At 52.2% G+C, this 22,660-nt stretch carries 13 protein-coding genes; 9 read left to right on the top strand and 4 right to left on the bottom strand.

Going from position 1 to position 22,660, the window contains the following annotated elements:
• Positions 1 to 50 precede the first annotated feature (50 nt).
• Positions 51 to 1,241: an MFS transporter gene (locus tag HUZ68_RS15230; protein WP_000660231.1), complete on the top strand. Its 1,191-nt coding sequence runs from the start codon at positions 51 to 53 to the stop codon at positions 1,239 to 1,241.
• Between the two features lie 80 nt (positions 1,242 to 1,321).
• Positions 1,322 to 1,972, top strand: coding sequence for a lipopolysaccharide kinase InaA (gene inaA / locus HUZ68_RS15225; RefSeq protein ID WP_000301028.1), 651 nt, complete (start codon positions 1,322 to 1,324; stop codon positions 1,970 to 1,972).
• A gap of 53 nt (positions 1,973 to 2,025) precedes the next feature.
• On the opposite strand, the gene yfaE is transcribed toward inaA, so the two are convergent.
• The 3 genes from yfaE to nrdA all read right to left on the bottom strand — a co-directional run bounded on the left by yfaE (position 2,026) and on the right by nrdA (position 5,929).
• Entirely contained in the window at positions 2,026 to 2,280 is a 255-nt protein-coding gene (gene yfaE, locus HUZ68_RS15220; RefSeq protein ID WP_000135039.1) for a ferredoxin-like diferric-tyrosyl radical cofactor maintenance protein YfaE, read from the bottom strand.
• Positions 2,280 to 3,410, bottom strand: a complete 1,131-nt coding sequence (gene nrdB / locus HUZ68_RS15215; protein WP_000332036.1) for a class Ia ribonucleoside-diphosphate reductase subunit beta — start codon at positions 3,408 to 3,410, stop codon at positions 2,280 to 2,282. The genes yfaE and nrdB overlap by 1 nt, the downstream gene beginning before the upstream one ends.
• Before the next feature lie 233 nt (positions 3,411 to 3,643).
• Positions 3,644 to 5,929: a class 1a ribonucleoside-diphosphate reductase subunit alpha gene (gene nrdA / locus HUZ68_RS15205; RefSeq protein ID WP_001075172.1), complete on the bottom strand. Its 2,286-nt coding sequence runs from the start codon at positions 5,927 to 5,929 to the stop codon at positions 3,644 to 3,646.
• Positions 5,930 to 6,056: 127 nt separating this feature from the next.
• On the opposite strand from nrdA, the gene ypaB reads away from it, so the two are divergent.
• Complete coding sequence (gene ypaB / locus HUZ68_RS24955; protein WP_001300064.1) at positions 6,057 to 6,200, top strand: protein YpaB; 144 nt, start codon at positions 6,057 to 6,059, stop codon at positions 6,198 to 6,200.
• A 424-nt stretch (positions 6,201 to 6,624) separates the two neighbouring features.
• Complete coding sequence (gene yfaL / locus HUZ68_RS15200; protein ID WP_033815413.1) at positions 6,625 to 10,377, top strand: AIDA-I family autotransporter adhesin YfaL/EhaC; 3,753 nt, start codon at positions 6,625 to 6,627, stop codon at positions 10,375 to 10,377.
• Between the two features lie 140 nt (positions 10,378 to 10,517).
• Here yfaL and ubiG read toward each other — a convergent pair whose 3' ends face one another.
• On the bottom strand, positions 10,518 to 11,240 hold the full coding sequence (gene ubiG / locus HUZ68_RS15195) for a bifunctional 2-polyprenyl-6-hydroxyphenol methylase/3-demethylubiquinol 3-O-methyltransferase UbiG (protein WP_000990765.1): 723 nt from the start codon (positions 11,238 to 11,240) through the stop codon (positions 10,518 to 10,520).
• 146 nt (positions 11,241 to 11,386) lie between these two features.
• On the opposite strand from ubiG, the gene gyrA reads away from it, so the two are divergent.
• The 5 genes from gyrA (at position 11,387) to HUZ68_RS15170 (ending at position 22,659) form a co-directional block, all read left to right on the top strand.
• A complete protein-coding gene (gene gyrA, locus HUZ68_RS15190) occupies positions 11,387 to 14,014 on the top strand; it encodes a DNA topoisomerase (ATP-hydrolyzing) subunit A (RefSeq protein WP_001281251.1) in 2,628 nt (875 codons plus the stop codon).
• 148 nt (positions 14,015 to 14,162) lie between these two features.
• Positions 14,163 to 15,851 carry a DUF2138 domain-containing protein gene (locus tag HUZ68_RS15185; protein ID WP_033815414.1) on the top strand — a complete coding sequence of 563 codons (1,689 nt, stop codon included), beginning with the start codon at positions 14,163 to 14,165 and terminating at the stop codon, positions 15,849 to 15,851.
• Positions 15,848 to 16,471 carry a DUF1175 domain-containing protein gene (locus HUZ68_RS15180; RefSeq protein WP_021577729.1) on the top strand — a complete coding sequence of 208 codons (624 nt, stop codon included), beginning with the start codon at positions 15,848 to 15,850 and terminating at the stop codon, positions 16,469 to 16,471. Before HUZ68_RS15185 ends, HUZ68_RS15180 begins: the two co-directional genes overlap by 4 nt.
• Before the next feature lie 23 nt (positions 16,472 to 16,494).
• Positions 16,495 to 21,009: an alpha-2-macroglobulin family protein gene (locus tag HUZ68_RS15175; RefSeq protein ID WP_033815415.1), complete on the top strand. Its 4,515-nt coding sequence runs from the start codon at positions 16,495 to 16,497 to the stop codon at positions 21,007 to 21,009.
• Positions 21,010 to 22,659 (top strand): YfaQ family protein, encoded by a 1,650-nt coding sequence (locus HUZ68_RS15170; protein ID WP_239593920.1) that lies wholly within the window; start codon positions 21,010 to 21,012, stop codon positions 22,657 to 22,659.
• Position 22,660: the final 1 nt, after the last annotated feature.

The following is a 22,660-nucleotide window of genomic DNA, read 5'->3' as shown; positions in this document are numbered from 1 at the left end:
GCAGTAACGGGAGTGTTGTCTGCGTGCGTCATCCTGACAGGCGGTAGGGTATGAAAGAGAAGTTATGGACGAAGGATTTTTGGGCAATAACCATCATCAGCTTTATTATTTTCTTCGTCTTTTATGTTTTACTAACATTGTTGCCAATTTATATCTCTGACCGCTTGCATGCCTCTCCTGATAAAGCAGGTTTGTTGGTGACTTTATTTTTAATTGCGGCGATTGTTATTCGACCCTTTGCCGGGCAATGGGTGGGTAAATATTCGAATAAAACTATTCTGGTGCTCTCTTCTCTGGCCTTTTTGGTGGTCACTGCGCTGTATCCTTTTTGCCACTCAATAGAATCACTGCTTTTTATTAGGGTGCTTCATGGTATTACCTTCGGGGTTATCACAACGGTAAAGGGAACGATTTCCGCGCGGCTGATCCCGGCCTCCCGACGTGGGGAGGGCATCAGTTTTTTCTCTCTGGCAATGGGGCTGGCAATGGTGGTCGGGCCGTGGATTGGCCTGAATATGGCGCGCTGGGAGGCCTTTAATATGGCTTTCTGGTTATGTACTGGCGTTGCGGCGGTGGGGATTATCCTGTCGCTGATTATGACCGTGCCGCCGGTTATCAGCCATGCCGACGGTTCAAAGCCAAAGATGGGCTTCGCCGCCATGTTCGATCGCGCGGCATTGCCGTTTGCCATGGTTACATTCTTTATGACCTTTTCGTATGCCGGGGTTTCTGCCTTTCTGGCGCTTTACGCCCGCGAACTTAATCTGATGTCGGCGGCCAGTAATTTCCTGCTCTGCTACGCCATCTTCCTGATGATCTGCCGTACCTTCACCGGCAATGTTTGCGACAAAAAAGGCCCGAAATATGTGGTTTACCCCTGCCTGCTGTTCTTTACGGTTGGGCTGGTGGTTCTCGGCTACACCCAGGGCAGCGTAATGATGGTCGTTTCTGGCGCGTTGATTGGTATCGGGTATGGTTCCGTGACGCCAGTTTTTCAGACGCAGATTATCAGTTCAGTGGAACCGCATAAAATCGGTGTCGCAAACTCCCTCTTCTTCAATGCGATGGATGCAGGCCTGGCGCTGGGAGCCTGTGTGATGGGGATGATGGTTGCACATACTGGCTACCGAATGATTTATCTGCTGGGCGCACTATTAGTGGTAGTGGCTGGTGGAGTCTATGCGCTGCAAATGAAGGGTAAAAGCGGTGTCGCGCTAGTAGTGGCAAAAGAAATTCATTAATACGACACGTTTCATTAAGATTTTTCGCAGGTAACCACCTATAGTCATTGTCGTTAATAAAAAATGGCAGGCGATAGGGTATGGCAGTTTCAGCAAAGCACGACGAATTTAATCACTGGTGGGCAACAGAGGGCGACTGGGTTGAAGAGCCTAACTATCGCCGTAATGGTATGAGCGGGGTGCAATGCGTCGAGCGCAACGGCAAAAAGCTATATGTAAAGCGCATGACGCATCATCTGTTTCATTCCGTACGTTATCCTTTCGGCCGACCAACGATTGTCCGTGAGGTTGCGGTAATTAAAGAACTGGAACGGGCCGGTGTCATCGTGCCGAAGATCGTTTTTGGTGAAGCGGTGAAAATTGAGGGGGAATGGCGCGCGTTGCTGGTGACTGAAGATATGGCGGGGTTCATCAGCATTGCTGACTGGTATGCCCAGCATGCAGTAACGCCCTATTCTGACGAAGTACGGCAAGCCATGTTGAAAGCAGTGGCGCTGGCGTTTAAGAAAATGCATAGCGTTAATCGTCAGCATGGCTGTTGTTATGTTCGCCATATCTATGTGAAAACAGAAGGTAAGGCAGAAGCTGGTTTTCTTGATCTGGAGAAAAGTCGTCGCCGCTTGCGTCGCGATAAAGCGATTAATCATGACTTCCGCCAGCTGGAAAAATATCTGGAGCCGATCCCCAAAGCGGACTGGGAGCAGGTAAAAGCGTATTACTACGCCATGTAATCGTTGTAGGCCAGATAATACGCGTAAGCGTCGTATCTGGCGCTAGTACCCGATCACAACTCGATTTCAATATCGCCTTTTGCCCGGCAACAACAGGGCAAAATTTCCCCCGGCTGAATAAAGGCTAACGGTTCGGCAATCCAGTCCACCTGGCCTGCAACAAGGCGCGTGCGACAGGAGCCGCAGTAACCTTCGCGGCACTGGTACTCAACCGCCACATTGTGGGATTCCAGCGCCGCCAGAAGGGAAGGGTGTTCATCCTGGCACAGCAGTTGTGTGCCAGTGATGCGCAGGGTAACGCGGGCCATCAGAGCTGGAAGTTACTCAAATCGTCGGTGTCCACTTCCGCGTCAATCTGCCCGACCAGATAAGAACTGACTTCCACTTCCTGCGGAGCAACCTGCACGTTATCAGACACCAGCCAGGTGTTGATCCACGGGATCGGGTTGGAGCGCGTCTGGAACGGCAGATCCAAACCGACTGCCTGCATACGGATATTGGTGATGTATTCAACGTACTGGCAGAGAATATCTTTATTCAGACCAATCATCGAACCGTCACGGAACAGATAATCCGCCCAGTCTTTCTCCTGTTGTGCCGCCTGGACAAACAGGTCATAGCACTCCTGCTTACATTCTTCGGCAATTTCCGCCATCTCCGGATCATCCGCGCCGCTGCGCAGCAGATTCAGCATATGCTGGGTGCCGGTCAGGTGCAGGGCTTCATCGCGGGCAATCAGGCGAATAATCTTGGCGTTACCTTCCATCAGTTCGCGTTCTGCAAAGGCAAAGGAACAAGCAAAGCTGACGTAGAAACGAATCGCTTCCAGCGCGTTAACGCTCATCAGGCAGAGATACAGTTTTTTCTTCAGCTCGCGCAGGCTAACGGTTACGGTTTTACCGTTAACGGTGTGGGTGCCTTCGCCCAGCAGATGCCAGTAGCTGGTCATTTCGATCAGCTCATCGTAATAGCTGGAGATCCCTTCCGCACGTTTCTGGATCTGCTCGTTGGTGACGATATCGTCAAACACAACAGACGGATCGTTAACGATATTACGAATGATATGAGTATAGGAACGGGAATGAATCGTTTCTGAGAACGCCCAGGTTTCTACCCAGGTTTCCAGTTCCGGGATCGAGATCAGCGGCAGCAGTGCCACGTTCGGGCTACGACCCTGAATGGAATCCAGCAGCGTCTGATATTTCAGGTTGCTGATAAAGATGTGTTTTTCGTGCTCCGGCAGCGCCTGGTAATCGATACGGTCGCGGGAGACGTCAACTTCTTCCGGACGCCAGAAGAAAGAGAGCTGCTTTTCGATCAGCTTTTCGAAGATGTCATATTTTTGCTGATCGTAGCGAGCCACGTTGACCGGCTGACCAAAAAACATCGGTTCTTTGAGCTGATCATTTTTCGTCTGTGAAAAGGTGGTATATGCCATGAGTGTGTCCTGTTGGGAGTTTAATGCCGGATAAGGCATTTTACGCCGCATCCTGTGCCTGATGCGACGCTGGCGCGTCTTATCAGGCCTACAAATCCGAGCCGTAGGCCGGATAAGGCGTTCACGCTGCATCCGGCACCCGGAGCCTGAGGCGACGCTGGCGCGTCTTATCAGGCCTACAAACCGAGCCGTAGGCCGGATAAGGCGTTTACGCCGCATCCGGCATCTCAATATCAGATCTTACATGCGCCGCTTTCGCAGCCATCGTCCTGGATTGACGGCACCAGATCGTCCTGCGCGTCTTCAGCGCCGTCACGGGTGTTCTGATAATACAGCGTTTTGACCCCGAATTTGTAGGCGGTGAGCAGGTCTTTCAGCAATTGCTGCATCGGCACTTTTCCTGACGGGAAGCGTGACGGATCGTAGTTGGTGTTAGCAGAGATCGACTGATCGATAAATTTCTGCATGATACCCACCAGTTGCAGGTAGCCATCGTTACCCGGCATTTCCCACAGCAGCTCATAGGCGTCGTGCAGATGCTCGTAGTCCGGCACCACCTGGCGCAGAATACCGTCTTTCGACGCTTTGATGCTGACGTAACCGCGCGGCGGTTCAATACCGTTAGTGGCGTTAGAGATCTGCGAAGAAGTCTCGGACGGCATCAGAGCAGAAAGCGTGGAGTTACGCAGGCCGTGCGTTTTGATTGACTCACGCAGAGCTTCCCAGTCGTAATGCAGCGGCTCATTAGCGATGGTATCCAGATCTTTCTTATAGGTATCGATCGGCAGGATCCCTTTCGCGTAAGTGGTTTCGTTAAACCACGGGCACGCGCCTTGCTCTTTCGCCAGCTCATTAGACGCTTTCAGCAGGTAATACTGAATCGCTTCGAAGGTTTTATGCGTCAGGTTGTTGGCGCTGCCGTCGGAGTAGCGTTTACCATGCTTCGCCAGGTAGTAAGCGAAGTTGATCACACCAATACCCAGCGTACGACGACCCATCGCTCCACGTTTGGCGGCCGGGATCGGGTAATCCTGATAATCCAGCAGCGCGTCAAGTGCACGAACCGCCAGAATTGCCAGCTCTTCCAGTTCATCCAGGCTATTAATTGCGCCCAGGTTGAAAGCAGACAGCGTACACAGCGCGATTTCACCGTTCTCGTCGTTGACGTCGTTCAGCGGTTTGGTCGGCAGGGCTATCTCCAGGCACAGGTTAGACTGACGCACTGGCGCGATGGCCGGATCAAACGGGCTATGGGTATTGCAGTGGTCAACGTTCTGAATATAGATACGACCGGTAGATGCACGTTCCTGCATCATCAGCGAGAACAGCTCAACGGCTTTCACACGCTGCTTGCGGATGCTGTCGTCTTTCTCATATTTGGTATACAGGCGTTCAAACTCTTCCTGATCGGCGAAGAATGCGTCGTACAGCCCCGGTACGTCGGACGGGCTGAACAGGGTGATATCTTCACCTTTCAGCAGACGGGTATACATCAGTTTGTTGATTTGTACCCCGTAGTCCATATGACGCACGCGGTTGCCTTCCACACCACGGTTGTTTTTCAACACCAGCAGGCTTTCCACTTCCAGATGCCACATCGGGTAGAACAGCGTTGCCGCACCGCCGCGCACACCGCCCTGAGAGCAGGATTTCACCGCTGTCTGGAAATGTTTGTAGAACGGAATACAACCGGTATGGAACGCTTCGCCACCGCGAATCGGGCTACCCAGCGCACGAATACGCCCGGCGTTGATGCCGATCCCGGCACGCTGGGATACGTATTTAACAATCGCGCTGGAGGTGGCGTTGATGGAGTCCAGGCTGTCGCCGCACTCGATCAGTACGCAGGAGCTGAACTGACGAGTCGGGGTACGCACGCCGGACATGATTGGCGTCGGCAGCGAAATTTTAAATGTGGAAACCGCGTCGTAAAAACGCTTCACGTATTGCAGGCGCGTTTCACGCGGGTAGTTCGAGAACAGGCACGCAGCAACCAGAATATAAAGGAACTGGGCGCTTTCGTAGATTTCGCCGGTCACGCGGTTCTGTACCAGATATTTGCCTTCCAGTTGCTTAACGGCAGCATAAGAGAAGGTCATATCACGGTCGTGATCGATAAACGTGTCCATCTGCTTGAACTCTTCTTCCGTGTAGTCTTCCAGCAGATGATTATCGTATTTGCCCATCTCGACCATTTTCACCACGTGGTCGTACAGCGCAGGCGGCTCAAACTGGCCGTAGGCTTTTTTACGCAGGTGGAAGATCGCCAGGCGCGCGGCGAGATACTGATAATCCGGCGCATCACGGGAGATCAGGTCTGCGGCAGCCTTGATAATAGTTTCGTGGATGTCAGAGGTCTTGATACCGTCATAAAACTGAATGTGGGAGCGCAGCTCGACCTGGGAAATCGAAACGTTATGCAGTCCTTCTGCCGCCCAATCCAGAACGCGATGGATTTTGTCGAGATTGATGCGCTCTGTGCTACCGTCGCGCTTTGTCACCAGCAGATTCTGATTCATGTATGTCGTACCTGTTTTTGGAATTCTTTCCGCAATAGTTTCGTGCAGACTACCTGTAGTACGGGAAGCTGCTTAGAACACTATATATAGGGGGTATGTTTGGGATTCACTGCAAGATAGTGTGAAAATGGCCCTCTTGCAAGTGCATAACTTTGTGGATAACTCAGGAAGGAAAAAGTGGCTTTCGCGCACCTTAGGTCAGACAAGGTGTCCGGGAAAGTCAATGGGAAGAGAAAAATTTGTTAAAAATAACTGTTCGGCGATTTCTTGAACGGCAGAATAGGTTGGATAAATTGATATAGATGGTTTATTAATCTTTTTGCTAATGATTGCAAAAATTGATCTAAGCACGAGTCATCACATAATCTGATGTATCAGTTGTGGTCAATATATAAGCGAATGTAAGCGATTGTTGATGTCGAAATGGTTGTTTTCTATTCGGTTATTGTTAAATGCGAAGCCATTTTGTTAATTTAGCTTATATTATAAGAAAATTATTCATTACTTTAATTTAGTTTAAATATAACTGATATCCCTTAAGGTTATTAACTTGAATTATGACGCACTGATACTATTCATCAAATAATAACAAAATAGCTATTGCATCGGGTTGGACAATTTACAAAAGAAAGATAACCCATATTGTATAATGCGTTTAAATATGCCGTCTTATATAAAATGATGGTCAGATTAATATGCGGATTATCTTTCTACGCAAGGAGTATTTATCTCTACTCCCGTCAATGATTGCATCTCTTTTCTCTGCTAACGGTGTCGCGGCGGCCATTGATTTATGCCAGGGATATGATATCAAAGCGAGTTGTCACGCCAGCAGGCAAAGCCTTTCAGGCATTACGCAGGTCTGGAGTATCGCCGATGGGCAATGGCTGGTTTTTTCGGATATGACCAATAATGCCAGCGGTGGGGCCGTATTTTTGCAACAAGGAGCGGAATTTACATTATCACCAGAAAATGAAACTGGAATGACTCTGTTTGCCAATAACACCGTTTCAGGAGAATATAATAACGGCGGGGCAATATTTGCTAAAGAAAACTCAACGCTGAATCTTACGGATGTTATTTTTTCTGGTAACGTCGCAGGCGGCTATGGTGGCGCAATCTATTCTTCTGGTACTAACGATACCGGTGCCATCGATTTACGTGTCACTAACGCCGTGTTTCGCAATAACATCGCTAATGACGGCAAAGGTGGTGCAATTTATACCATCAATAATGATATCTATTTAAGTGATGATGTTTTTAACAATAACCAGGCATATACATCAACAAGTTACAGTGATGGCGATGGCGGCGCAATCGATGTCACAGATAATAATAGCGACAGCAAGCATCCTTCAGGTTATACGATAATAAATAACACTGCCTTTACAAATAACACTGCCGAAGGTTATGGCGGGGCGATATATACCAATAGCGCGACGGCTCCCTATCTTATTGATATTTCTGTTGATGACAGCTACAGCCAGAACGGAGGCGTGTTAGTCGATGAGAACAATAGCGCAGCAGGCTATGGAGATGGTCCTTCCACTGCGGCGGGTGGCTTTATGTATCTCGGCTTAAGTGAAGTTACCTTTGATATTGCCGACGGAAAAACGCTGGTTATCGGCAATACAGAGAATGACGGAGCTGTTGACTCTATTGCTGGTACCGGGTTGATCACCAAAACAGGTTCCGGCGATCTGGTACTTAATGCAGATAACAATGACTTTACTGGTGAGATGCAGATTGAAAACGGTGAAGTTATCCTGGGCCGCAGCAACTCCCTGATGAATGTCGGAGATACGCATTGCCAGGACGATCCGCAAGACTGCTACGGTCTGACGATAGGGAGTATTGATAAGTACCAGAATCAGGCAGAGCTAAATGTTGGCTCCACCCAACAAACTTTTGTGCACTCATTGACGGGCTTTCAGAATGGTACTTTAAATATCGATGCTGGTGGCAATGTTACTGTTAATGAAGGCAGTTTTGCTGGCACCATCGAAGGTGCTGGTCAGCTCACCATTGCGCAAAACGGCAGCTATATGCTGGCGGGAGCGTCGTCGATGGCGCTAACCGGCGATATAGTCGTTGATGATGGTGCGGTGCTTTCGCTGGAAGGCGACGCGGCAGATCTTGCCGCTCTCCAGGACGATCCGCAGTCGATCGTTTTAAACGGCGGTGTGCTCGATCTCTCTGATTTCTCCACCTGGCAGAGCGGTACATCATACAAAGATGGCCTTGAAGTCAGCGGCAGCAGCGGAACGGTTATCGGCAGTCAGGATGTGGTAGATCTTGCAGGCGGAAACGATATGCATATCGGCGGTGACGGGAAAGATGGCGTCTACGTGGTGATCGATGCGGGTGACGGGCAGGTCCGCCTGGCAAATGACAATCAATACCTCGGCACAACGCAAATCGCCTCCGGTACGCTGATGGTGAGCGACAACTCGCAGCTTGGAGATACCCATTACAACCGCCAGGTTATCTTTACCGATAATCAACAAGAAAGCGTGATGGAGATTACTGCCAATGTCGATACTCGCTCTACAACGACTGAGCATGGGCGTGATATTGAAATGCGCGCCGACGGTGAAGTGGCAGTTGATGCGGGGGTAGACACGCAGTGGGGCGCACTGATGGCTGACAGCAGCGGGCAGCATCAGGATGAGGGTAGCACATTGACGAAAACGGGGGCGGGTACGCTGGAGCTGACCGCCAGCGGTACAACGCAGTCGGCGGTACGTGTCGAAGAAGGCACCCTGAAAGGCGATGTTGCGGATATCTTTCCTTATGCTTCGTCACTGTGGGTCGGTGATGGGGCGACGTTCGTTACTGGCGCGGATCAGGATATTCAGTCAATTGATGCTACTTCCAGCGGCACTATCGACATTAGCGATGGTACGGTTTTGCGCCTGACCGGGCAGGATACTTCCGTCGCCCTTAATGCCTCACTGTTTAACGGCGATGGGACGCTGGTGAATGCCACCGATGGCGTGACGCTGACAGGTGAGCTTAATACCAACCTTGAAACTGACAGCCTGACTTATCTTTCCAACGTGACGGTTAATGGCAATCTGACCAATACGACCGGTGCGGTCAGCCTGCAAAATGGCGTCGCTGGCGATACGCTGACGGTAAACGGTGATTACACCGGCGGCGGTACGTTACTGTTCGACAGCGAATTAAACGGCGATGACTCAGCAAGCGACCAGTTGGTGTTGAACGGTAATACTGCTGGCAACACAACTGTGGTGGTTAACTCCATTACAGGGATTGGTGAGCCGACATCGACAGGCATTAAAGTGGTTGATTTCGCAGCTGATCCCACGCAGTTTCAAAACAATGCGCAGTTCAGTCTGGCAGGCAGCGGCTACGTCAATATGGGAGCGTATGACTACACGCTGGTGGAAGATAACAACGACTGGTATCTGCGATCGCAAGAAGTAACGCCGCCATCGCCACCTGATCCAGACCCGACTCCCGATCCTGATCCCACGCCGGATCCTGATCCAACACCCGACCCGGAACCTACGCCTGCTTACCAGCCGGTGTTGAATGCCAAAGTTGGCGGTTATCTCAATAACCTGCGGGCGGCAAATCAGGCGTTTGTGATGGAGCGACGCGATCACGCTGGTGGCGATGGTCAGACGCTGAATTTACGTGTTATCGGCGGACGTTATCATTACACGGCGGCAGGGCAACTGGCTCAGCATGAAGACACTTCTACGGTGCAGCTTAGCGGTGACCTGTTTAGGGGGCGCTGGGGCGATGATGGCGAGTGGATGCTTGGGATTGTAGGTGGCTACAGCGATAACCAGGGCGACAGCCGCTCGAGTATGACCGGAACTCGCGCCGATAACCAGAACCACGGTTATGCGGTTGGGCTGACCTCAAGCTGGTTTCAGCACGGTAATCAGAAGCAGGGGGCCTGGCTGGATAACTGGCTGCAATACGCGTGGTTTAACAATGATGTTTCCGAGCAAGACGATGGCGCGGATCATTACCATTCGTCGGGGATTATCGCCTCGCTGGAAGCCGGGTATCAATGGTTACCGGGGCGTGGTGTGGTGATTGAACCGCAGGCGCAGGTGATTTATCAGGGCGTGCAGCAGGATGATTTTACCGCCGCTAACCGTGCGCGCGTGTCACAATCGCAGGGTGATGATATTCAGACGCGGCTGGGTTTACACAGTGAATGGCGTACCGCTGTTCATGTCATACCAACATTAGATCTGAATTATTATCACGATCCCCATTCGACGGAAATTGAAGAAGATGGCAGCACTATCAGTGACGATGCGGTGAAGCAACGGGGTGAAATAAAAGTGGGAGTCACGGGCAATATCAGTCAGCGAGTGTCCCTGCGTGGTAGCGTGGCGTGGCAGAAAGGGAGTGATGATTTTGCCCAGACGGCAGGGTTTTTGTCGATGACGGTGAAATGGTAATCGCTGTCTGACCATCACTATTGCCGGATGCGGCGTAAACGCCTTATCTGGCCTACGGAGAGCATTTGTAGGCCTGATAAGACGCGGCAAGCGTCGCATCAGGCATTGGCGCGGTTGCCGGATGAATCCAAACAACAACCTCACTTATTCTGCGTGTGCAGCATATAGTTCACATCCACGCCGGGGCCGAGTTTAAAAGTATTAGTGATCGGGTTGTAATGTAGCCCGGTTATATGTCGCTCTTTAAGGCTTGTCTGATCTACCCAGCCCAGCAGTTCTGCCGGTTTAATAAACTTCTTCACATCATGTGTACCTTTAGGCACCATGCGCAAAATATATTCCGCGCCGACTACCGCCATCAGCCATGACTTGCCGTTGCGGTTAAGCGTCGAGAAAAAGACATCGCCGCCCGGTTTCACCAGTTGCGCACAGGCTCTGACCACTGACTGCGGATCGGGGACGTGCTCCAGCATCTCCATGCAGGTCACCACATCATACTGCCCGGCATGTTTTGCCGCGTGCTCTTCCACGGTTTCCTGCACGTAATCCACCTGAATGCCGCTTTCCAGCGCGTGCAGCTTTGCCACCTGCAATGGCTCAAAGCCCATATCCAGACCGGTCACCGTCGCGCCTTCGCGCGCCATACTCTCGGCCAAAATGCCGCCGCCGCAACCGACATCGAGCACCTTTTTGCCGAATAAACCGCCAGCACGCTCGGCAATATAGCCCAGACGCAGCGGGTTAATGCGGTGCAGCGGTTTGAACTCACCTTCCAGATCCCACCAGCGGGAGGCGACGGCTTCAAATTTAGCGATCTCTTCGTGGTCTACGTTATGGTTTACCGGCGATTTTTCGGCATTCATTGGCACTTCTACTCCGTAATTGGCAAGACAAACGAGTATATCAGGCATTGGATGTGAATAAAGCGTATAGGTTTACCTCAAACTGCGCGGCTGTGTTATAATTTGCGACCTTTGAATCCGGGATACAGTAGAGGGATAGCGGTTAGATGAGCGACCTTGCGAGAGAAATTACACCGGTCAACATTGAGGAAGAGCTGAAGAGCTCATATCTGGATTATGCGATGTCGGTCATTGTTGGCCGTGCGCTGCCAGATGTCCGAGATGGCCTGAAGCCGGTACACCGTCGCGTACTTTACGCCATGAACGTACTAGGCAATGACTGGAACAAAGCCTATAAAAAATCTGCCCGTGTCGTTGGTGACGTAATCGGTAAATACCATCCCCATGGTGACTCGGCGGTTTATGACACGATCGTCCGTATGGCGCAGCCATTCTCGCTGCGTTACATGCTGGTAGACGGTCAGGGTAACTTCGGTTCCATCGACGGCGACTCTGCGGCGGCAATGCGTTATACGGAAATCCGTCTGGCTAAAATTGCCCATGAACTGATGGCCGATCTCGAAAAAGAGACGGTCGATTTCGTTGATAACTATGACGGCACGGAAAAAATTCCCGACGTCATGCCAACCAAAATTCCTAACCTGCTGGTGAACGGTTCTTCCGGTATCGCCGTAGGTATGGCAACCAACATCCCGCCGCACAACCTGACGGAAGTCATCAACGGCTGTCTGGCGTATATCGATGATGAAGACATCAGCATTGAAGGGCTGATGGAACACATCCCGGGGCCGGACTTCCCGACGGCGGCAATCATTAACGGTCGTCGCGGTATTGAAGAAGCTTACCGTACCGGTCGCGGCAAGGTATATATCCGCGCCCGTGCTGAAGTGGAAGTTGACGCCAAAACCGGACGTGAAACCATTATCGTCCACGAAATTCCGTATCAGGTAAACAAAGCGCGCCTGATCGAGAAGATTGCGGAACTGGTAAAAGAAAAACGCGTGGAAGGCATCAGCGCGCTGCGTGACGAGTCTGACAAAGACGGTATGCGCATCGTGATTGAAGTGAAACGCGATGCGGTCGGTGAAGTTGTGCTCAACAACCTCTACTCCCAGACCCAGTTGCAGGTTTCTTTCGGTATCAACATGGTGGCATTGCACCATGGTCAGCCAAAGATCATGAACCTGAAAGACATCATCGCGGCGTTTGTTCGTCACCGCCGTGAAGTGGTGACCCGTCGTACTATTTTCGAACTGCGTAAAGCTCGCGATCGTGCTCATATCCTTGAAGCATTAGCCGTGGCGCTGGCGAACATCGACCCGATCATCGAACTGATCCGTCATGCGCCGACGCCTGCAGAAGCGAAAACTGCGCTGGTGGCTAATCCGTGGCAGCTGGGCAACGTTGCCGCGATGCTCGAACGTGCTGGCGACGATGCTGCGCGTCCGGAATGGCTGGAGCCAGAGTTCGGCGTGCGTGATGGTCTGTACTACCTGACCGAACAGCAAGCTCAGGCGATTCTGGATCTGCGTTTGCAGAAACTGACCGGCCTTGAGCACGAAAAACTGCTCGACGAATACAAAGAGCTGCTGGATCAGATCGCGGAACTGCTGCGTATTCTTGGTAGCGCCGATCGTCTGATGGAAGTGATCCGTGAAGAGCTGGAGCTGGTTCGTGAACAGTTCGGTGACAAACGTCGTACTGAAATCACCGCCAACAGCGCAGACATCAACCTGGAAGATCTGATCACCCAGGAAGATGTGGTCGTGACGCTCTCTCACCAGGGCTACGTTAAATATCAGCCGCTTTCTGAATACGAAGCGCAGCGTCGTGGCGGGAAAGGTAAATCTGCCGCACGTATTAAAGAAGAAGACTTTATCGACCGACTGCTGGTGGCGAACACGCACGACCATATTCTGTGCTTCTCCAGCCGTGGTCGCGTCTATTCGATGAAAGTTTACCAGTTGCCGGAGGCCACTCGTGGCGCGCGCGGTCGTCCGATCGTCAACCTGCTGCCGCTGGAGCAGGACGAACGTATCACCGCGATCCTGCCGGTGACCGAGTTTGAAGAAGGCGTGAAAGTCTTCATGGCGACCGCTAACGGGACTGTGAAGAAAACCGTCCTCACCGAGTTCAACCGTCTGCGTACCGCCGGTAAAGTGGCGATCAAACTGGTTGAAGGCGATGAGCTGATCGGCGTTGACCTGACCAGCGGCGAAGACGAAGTAATGCTGTTCTCCGCCGAAGGTAAAGTGGTGCGCTTTAAAGAGTCTTCTGTCCGTGCGATGGGCTGCAACACCACCGGTGTTCGCGGTATTCGTTTAGGCGAAGGTGATAAAGTCGTCTCTCTGATCGTGCCTCGTGGCGATGGCGCAATCCTCACCGCAACGCAGAACGGTTATGGTAAACGTACCGCAGTGGCGGAATACCCGACTAAGTCGCGTGCGACGAAAGGGGTTATCTCCATCAAGGTTACCGAACGTAACGGTTTAGTGGTTGGCGCGGTACAGGTAGATGACTGCGACCAGATCATGATGATCACCGATGCCGGTACGCTGGTACGTACTCGCGTTTCAGAAATCAGCATCGTGGGCCGTAACACCCAGGGCGTGATCCTCATCCGTACTGCGGAAGATGAAAACGTAGTGGGTCTGCAACGTGTTGCTGAACCGGTTGACGAGGAAGATCTGGATACCATCGACGGCAGTGCCGCGGAAGGGGACGATGAAATCGCTCCGGAAGTGGACGTTGACGACGAGCCAGAAGAAGAATAATTTTACTTCTTCATGCCAAAAGGGAGCTATCTCCCTTGTTTGAATTGAAAAGTCCAGGCTGCAAAGTCTGGGCTTTTGTCGTATTAGGGCACGGTAAAGTTTGGCTGTGCCCGTAAAAAATGGCTGGCTATACACAAGGAATGTGGCAATGAGTGGTGAAAAAAAGGCGAAAGGCTGGCAGTTTTATGGCCTTGTAGGTGTCGGTGTTGTTGCGCTCCTTTCCGCGGGCGTCTGGGCGTTGCAATATGCTGGCAGTGGGCCAGAAAAAACGTTGTCGCCGCTGGTGGTGCACAACAATCTGCAAATCGATCTCAATGAGCCGGACCTCTTTCTCGACAGCGACTCTCTGAGCCAGCTTCCCAAAGATCTCCTCACCATTCCGTTTCTCCACGATGTTCTGAGTGAAGATTTCGTTTTCTATTATCAGAATCATGCCGATCGTCTGGGCATTGAAGGCAGCATTCGTCGCATTGTCTATGAACACGATCTCACGCTGAAAGATAAGCTCTTTTCGTCACTCTTAGATCAGCCCGCGCAGGCGGCGCTATGGCACGATAAACAAGGCCATCTTTCACATTACATGGTGCTGATCCAACGCAGTGGTTTAAGCAAACTGCTGGAGCCATTGTTATTTGCCGCTACCAGCGACAGCCAGTTAAACAAAACGGAAATCAGTAGCATCAAGATAAATAGTGAAACTATTCCTGTTTATCAGTTGCGCTATAACGGCAATAACGTCCTGATGTTCGCGACATATCAGGACAAGATGTTGGTGTTTTCCAGCACGGATATGCTGTTTAAAGATGACCAGCAGGATACGGAAGCCACGGCGATCGCAAGTGATTTGTTGAGCGGCAAAAAACGCTGGCAAGCCAGCTTTGGCCTGGAAGAGCGTACTGCCGAAAAAACGCCAGTACGCCAGCGTATCGTAGTCAGCGCCAGGTTGCTGGGGTTTGGCTACCAGCGATTAATGCCTTCTTTTGCTGGCGTACGCTTCGAAATGGGTAACGACGGCTGGCACAGTTTTGTGGCGTTAAATGATGAATCCGCCAGCGTAGATGCCAGTTTCGATTTTACGCCGGTCTGGAACAGTATGCCTGCCGGGGCCAGTTTCTGTGTGGCGGTGCCGTATTCACACGGTATTGCCGAAGAGATGCTTTCGCACATCAGCCAGGAAAACGACAAGTTGAATGGGGCGTTAGACGGTGCCGCGGGGCTGTGCTGGTATGAAGACTCAAAATTGCAAACCCCGCTGTTTGTCGGTCAGTTTGATGGCACTGCCGAACAGGCGCAATTGCCAGGGAAACTGTTTACGCAAAATATTGGTGCGCACGAAAGCAAAGCGCCAGAAGGTGTTTTGCCGGTAAGCCAGACTCAGCAGGGCGAAGCGCAAATCTGGCGTCGCGAAGTGAGTTCCCGATACGGTCAGTATCCGAAAGCGCAGGCGGCGCAACCCGATCAATTAATGTCGGATTATTTTTTCCGCGTGTCGCTGGCGATGCAAAACAAAACGCTGCTTTTCTCCCTCGATGACACGCTGGTTAATAACGCCCTGCAAACACTGAATAAAACCCGCCCGGCAATGGTGGATGTAATACCCACTGATGGCATCGTTCCGCTCTATATCAATCCACAAGGCGTGGCGAAACTGCTGCGTAACGAAACGTTGACCAGTCTGCCGAAGAATCTCGAACCGGTTTTTTATAATGCCGCACAAACTTTATTAATGCCGAAGCTGGACGCTTTATCTCAACAACCGCGTTATGTCATGAAGCTGGCCCAGATGGAACCCGGTGCCGCCTGGCAGTGGCTACCCATAACCTGGCAGCCGCTATGAGGCACGTCCTGCTGGCGCTGATTTGCTGGTTGTGTTGTGTTGTTGCCCATAGCGAAATGCTGAATGTCGAACAATCCGGGCTGTTTCGCGCCTGGTTTGTGCGCATTGCTCAGGAACAGCTCCGCCAGGGGCCAAGTCCACGCTGGTATCAGCAGGATTGTGCGGGCCTGGTGCGATTTGCAGCGAACGAGGCGCTGAAAGTTCACGACAGTAAATGGCTAAAAAATAACGGTTTCTCTAACCAGTATTTGCCGCCAGAGATGACGCTAACACCTGAACAGCGGCAACTGGCGCAAAACTGGAATCAGGGGAACGGGAAAACCGGCCCCTACGTAACCGCGATTAATTTGATTCAGTACAACAGCCAATTTATTGGCCAGGACATAAACCAGGCGCTGCCTGGCGATATGATTTTTTTCGATCAGGGCGATGCCCAGCACTTAATGGTCTGGATGGGGCGTTACGTCATCTACCACACCGGAAGCGCCACGAAAACTGACAACGGAATGCGCGCAGTCAGTCTGCAACAACTTATGACATGGAAGGACACCCGATGGATACCCAACGATTCCAATCCCAATTTCATTGGCATTTATCGTTTAAATTTTCTGGCGCGATAGCAGCGTGCTTGTCCCTGTCTCTTGTGGGAACAGGGCTTGCTAATGCTGATGATTCGCTTCCTTCCAGTAACTATGCGCCGCCCGCAGGGGGAACATTCTTTTTGCTTGCTGACAGCAGTTTTAGCAGCAGTGAAGAGGCGAAAGTGCGACTGGAAGCGCCGGGGCGTGATTATCGGCGCTATCAGATGGAAGAGTACGGCGGCGTGGACGTTCGCCTGTATCGTATTCCTGACCCGATGGCATTTTTGCGCCAGCAGAAAAACCTGCATCGCATTGTGGTGCAACCGCAATATCTGGGCGACGGGCTGAACAATACGCTGACCTGGCTGTGGGATAACTGGTACGGCAAATCTCGCCGCGTGATGCAGCGTACTTTCTCTTCTCAGTCACGGCAGAATGTGACTCAGGCGTTACCCGAATTACAGCTCGGCAATGCCATTATCAAACCTTCCCGTTATGTACAGAACAACCAGTTTTCACCGCTGAAAAAATATCCACTGGTGGAACAGTTCCGTTACCCATTATGGCAGGCTAAACCGGTCGAGCCGCAGCAAGGCGTAAGACTGGAAGGTGCATCCAGTAACTTCATCTCGCCGCAGCCGGGCAACATCTATATCCCTCTCGGCAAACAAGAGCCGGGGCTGTATCTCGTCGAAGCGATGGTCGGCGGTTATCGGGCAACAACGGTGGTATTTGTCTCCAATACCGTGGCGTTGAGTAAAGTGTCGGGTAACGAACTTCTGGTGTGGACCGCTGGAAAAAAGCAGGGGGAAGCGAAGCCGGGAGCAGAAATTTTGTGGACAGACGGTCTTGGCGTGATGACTCGCGGTGTGACCGATGACAGCGGTACCTTGCAGTTACAACATATATCGCCAGAACGTTCATACATTCTGGGTAAGGATGCTGAAGGCGGCGTTTTTGTCTCCGAGAACTTCTTCTACGAAAGCGAAATCTACAACACCCGCTTGTATATTTTTACCGATCGCCCGCTATATCGCGCAGGCGATCGTGTCGATGTTAAAGTGATGGGCCGCGAGTTCCACGATCCGTTGCATTCATCCCCCATCGTCAGCGCCCCGGCGAAGCTTTCGGTGCTGGACGCTAACGGCAGTCTGTTGCAAACCGTCGATGTCACGCTGGATGCGCGCAATGGCGGGCAGGGAAGTTTCCGCCTGCCAGAAAATGCCGTTGCCGGAGGTTATGAGTTACGTCTTGCTTACCGCAATCAGGTCTATAGCAGCAGTTTTCGCGTGGCAAACTACATCAAGCCACATTTCGAGATTGGTTTAGCTCTCGACAAAAAAGAGTTCAAAACTGGCGAAGCGGTCAGCGGCAAACTGCAACTTCTCTACCCGGATGGTGAGCCGGTAAAAGATGCCCGCGTGCAGTTAAGTTTGCGCGCTCAGCAATTATCAATGGTTGGTAACGATTTGCGTTATGCCGGACGTTTTCCCGTGTCGCTGGAAGGCAGTGAAACGGTGTCCGACGATAGCGGTCATGTGGCGTTAAATCTCCCCGCCGCCGATAAACCGAGCCGTTATTTGTTAACCGTCTCCGCCAGTGACGGCGCGGCGTATCGCGTCACCACCACCAAAGAGATCCTCATTGAACGCGGCCTGGCGCATTACTCTTTAAGTACCGCCGCACAATACAGTAATAGCGGCGAGTCGGTTGTGTTCCGTTATGCCGCGCTGGAATCTTCAAAACAGGTTCCTGTTACGTATGAATGGTTGCGTCTCGAAGACCGCACGAGCCATAGCGGAGAGCTACCGTCTGGCGGCAAATCCTTTACCGTCAATTTCGATAAACCTGGCAACTACAATCTGACGTTACGCGATAAAGACGGCTTAATTCTCGCCGGGTTAAGCCATGCAGTCAGCGGTAAGGGCAGCATGTCGCATACTGGTACGGTAGATATCGTGGCAGATAAAACGCTGTACCAGCCTGGCGAAACCGCGAAGATGCTGATTACCTTCCCGGAGCCAATTGATGAAGCATTATTGACGCTGGAACGCGATCGCGTGGAACAGCAGTCGCTGCTATCGCATCCGGCAAACTGGCTGACGTTACAACGTTTAAACGATACTCAGTATGAAGCCCGTGTTTCAGTGAGCAATTCCTTTGCGCCTAACATCACTTTTTCGGTGCTGTATACCCGTAACGGTCAGTACAGTTTTCAGAATGCCGGGATCAAAGTTGCCGTTCCCCAGCTGGATATCCGGGTGAAAACGGACAAAACCCATTACCAGCCTGGTGAACTGGTCAATGTCGAATTAACCTCGTTGCTGAAAGGTAAACCTGTTTCTGCGCAGCTAACGGTAGGCGTGGTCGATGAAATGATCTACGCGCTGCAACCAGAAATCGCGCCGAATATCGGCAAATTTTTCTATCCGCTGGGGCGTAACAATGTGCGTACCAGCTCCAGTCTGTCGTTTATCAGCTACGACCAGGCGCTCTCCAGCGAGCCGGTTGCGCCTGGCGCAACTAACCGCAGCGAGCGGCGAGTAAAAATGCTTGAACGTCCACGGCGTGAAGAGGTGGATACCGCGGCATGGATGCCGTCACTCACAACCGATAAACAAGGCAAAGCGTATTTCACGTTCCTGATGCCTGATTCGTTAACCCGCTGGCGTATCACCGCGCGTGGGATGAACGGCGACGGGCTGGTCGGGCAGGGGCGTGCTTATCTGCGTTCGGAAAAAAATCTCTACATGAAGTGGAGTATGCCAACGGTGTATCGCGTGGGCGACAAACCGGCGGCAGGACTGTTTATCTTCAGTCAGCAGGATAACGAACCGGTGGCGCTGGTGACTAAATTTGCAGGCGCTGAGATGCGCCAGACGCTGACGCTGCACAAAGGGGCGAATTATATTTCGCTGACGCAGAACATTCAGCAATCTGGCTTGTTAAGTGCAGAACTGCAACAAAATGGGCAAGTGCAGGACAGCATTAGCACAAAACTGTCTTTTGTGGATAACAGCTGGCCCGTTGAACAGCAGAAAAATGTCATGCTCGGCGGTGGCGATAACGCGCTGATGTTGCCCGAGCAGGCGAGCAATATCCGGCTACAAAGTAGTGAAACGCCGCAGGAGATTTTCCGCAACAATCTTGATGCGATAGTCGATGAACCGTGGGGTGGGGTGATCAACACCGGTAGCCGTCTGATCCCGCTCAGTCTCGCCTGGCGTTCGCTTGCCGATCATCAAAGTGCCGCCGCTAACGACATTCGTCAGATGATTCAGGATAACCGTCTGCGGCTGATGCAACTGGCGGGGCCCGGAGCGCGCTTTACCTGGTGGGGTGAAGATGGCAATGGTGACGCCTTCCTTACGGCATGGGCATGGTACGCCGACTGGCAGGCCAGCCAGGCGCTCGGCGTAACGCAACAACCGGAATACTGGCAGCATATGCTCGACAGTTATGCCGAGCAGGCAGATAACATGCCGTTATTGCATCGGGCACTGGTGCTGGCGTGGGCACAGGAGATGAATCTGCCGTGCAAAACGTTGTTGAAAGGGTTGGATGAAGCTATCGCCCGGCGCGGAACTAAAACTGAAGATTTCTCGGAGGAAGACCCCCGCGATATCAATGACAGCCTGATCCTCGATACACCGGAATCTCCACTGGCAGATGCGGTGGCAAACGTCTTAACCATGACGTTGCTGAAAAAAGCGCAGTTGAAGTCCACGGTGATGCCACAGGTTCAGCAATATGCGTGGGATAAAGCGGCAAACAGCAATCAGCCGCTGGCGCACACGGTTGTGCTGCTCAATAGCGGTGGTGACGCTACCCAGGCGGCTGCTATTTTAAGTGGTTTGACCGCTGAGCAATCTACTATTGAGCGCGCGCTGGCCATGAACTGGCTGGCGAAATATATGGCGACAATGCCTTCGGTTGTGTTGCCTGCGCCTGCGGGCGCATGGGCCAAACATAAGTTAACTGGAGGGGGCGAATACTGGCGTTGGGTTGGTCAGGGCGTGCCGGACATTCTCTCTTTTGGTGACGAATTATCGCCGCAAAATGTGCAGGTCCGCTGGCGTGAACCGGCAAAAACGGCTCAACAAAGTAACATTCCGGTGACCGTTGAACGCCAGTTGTATCGGCTTATCCCCGGTGAAGAAGAGATGAGCTTTACTCTGCAGCCGGTGACCAGCAATGAGATTGACAGCGATGCGCTGTATCTCGATGAAATTACGCTTACCAGCGAGCAGGATGCAGTTCTGCGCTATGGTCAGGTGGAAGTACCGCTCCCGCCGGGAGCCGACGTTGAGCGCACAACATGGGGCATTTCAGTCAATAAACCCAACGCCGCGAAACAGCAGGGGCAATTGCTGGAAAAAGCGCGTAATGAAATGGGCGAACTGGCCTATATGGTGCCGGTGAAAGAACTGACGGGAACGGTCACTTTCCGCCATTTGCTGCGCTTCTCGCAAAAAGGGCAATTCGTTCTGCCTCCTGCTCGTTATGTGCGTTCCTATGCACCTGCGCAGCAAAGTGTTGCGGCAGGGAGCGAATGGCCCGGGATGCAGGTGAAATAAGTGAACTGGCGCAGAATCGTCTGGCTATTGGCGTTGGTTACTCTGCCAACGCTTGCGGAGGAGACGCCGTTACAACTGGCACTGCGTGGTGCGCAGCACGATCAACTGTATCAGCTGTCGTCATCAGGCGTGACCAAAGCCTCGACATTACCTGACTCGCTCACCACGCCGTTAGGGAGTTTGTGGAAACTGTATGTTTACGCCTGGCTGGAGGATACCCATCAACCGGAGCAGCCCTACCAGTGTCGCGGAAACTCCCCGGAAGAGGTTTATTGTTGTCAGGCTGGGGAGAGCATAACGCGCGATACCGCGCTGGTACGTTCCTGTGGGCTCTATTTTGCGCCGCAGCGGTTGCATATTGGCGCAGATGTGTGGGGGCAATACTGGCAACAGCGTCAGGCACCTGCGTGGTTAGCGTCTCTTACTACGCTGAAGCCAGAAACCTCGGTAACGGTTAAATCGCTGCTTGATTCATTAGCGACGTTACCTGCGCAAAACAAAGCTCAGGAAGTCTTACTGGATGTGGTGCTGGACGAGGCGAAAATCGGTGTCGCATCCATGCTCGGTAGTCGGGTACGGGTGAAAACCTGGAGCTGGTTTGCCGATGATAAACAGGAAATCCGTCAGGGTGGTTTTGCCGGCTGGTTAACCGATGGTACACCGCTGTGGGTTACTGGCAGTGGCACCAGCAAAACGGTACTGACCCGTTATGCGACGGTGCTTAATCGGGTTTTGCCAGTGCCGACACAAGTTGCCAGTGGGCAATGTGTAGAGGTGGAGCTATTTGCCCGCTATCCGCTGAAGAAAATCACAGCGGAAAAGAGTACGACGTCAGTAAAACCCGGCGTACTTAATGGGCGCTATCGTGTGACATTTGCCAATGGTAACCACATTACGTTTGTCAGCCACGGTGAGACGACCTTACTGACCGAAAAGGGCAAACTGAAATTGCAGTCGCATCTCGATCGTGAAGAGTACGTTGCCAGAGTTCTGGATTGCGAGGCGAAAAGTACGCCACCTGAGGCAGCGAAAGCCATGACCGTGGCGATACGCACTTTTTTACAGCAAAACGCCAATCGGGAAGGCGATTGCCTGACCATCCCCGACAGCAGCGCCACGCAGCGTGTTTCTGCTTCGCCAGCTACCACGGGGGCGCGAACGATGACCGCCTGGACGCAGGATCTCATCTATGCGGGCGATCCGGTTCATTATCACGGCAGTCGCGCTACCGAAGGGACGCTTTCCTGGCGGCAAGCCATGGCCCAGGCCGGGCAGGGAGAGCGTTACGACCAGATACTCGCGTTTGCTTATCCCGACAACAGCCTTAGCCGCTGGGGAGCGCCACGCTCAACCTGTCAGTTATTACCCAAAGCGAAAGCCTGGCTGGCGAAAAAAATGCCGCAGTGGCGGCGTATATTACAAGGCGAGACGGGGTACAACGAACCAGACGTGTTTGCGGTCTGTCGTTTAGTCTCAGGTTTCCCCTATACCGATCGGCAGCAGAAACGGCTGTTTATTCGTAACTTCTTTACGCTTCAGGATCGGCTGGATTTAACCCATGAGTATCTGCACCTGGCCTTTGATGGTTATCCCACCGGGCTTGATGAGAACTATATCGAAACGCTGACCCGACAATTATTAATGGACTAAT

This window comes from Shigella dysenteriae (assembly GCF_022354085.1).
In the GTDB taxonomy this organism is placed as follows: Bacteria; Pseudomonadota; Gammaproteobacteria; order Enterobacterales; family Enterobacteriaceae; genus Escherichia; species Escherichia coli.
Note: the sequence above shows the minus strand (reverse complement) of the source record. Positions and strands in the feature narration are given on the sequence as shown.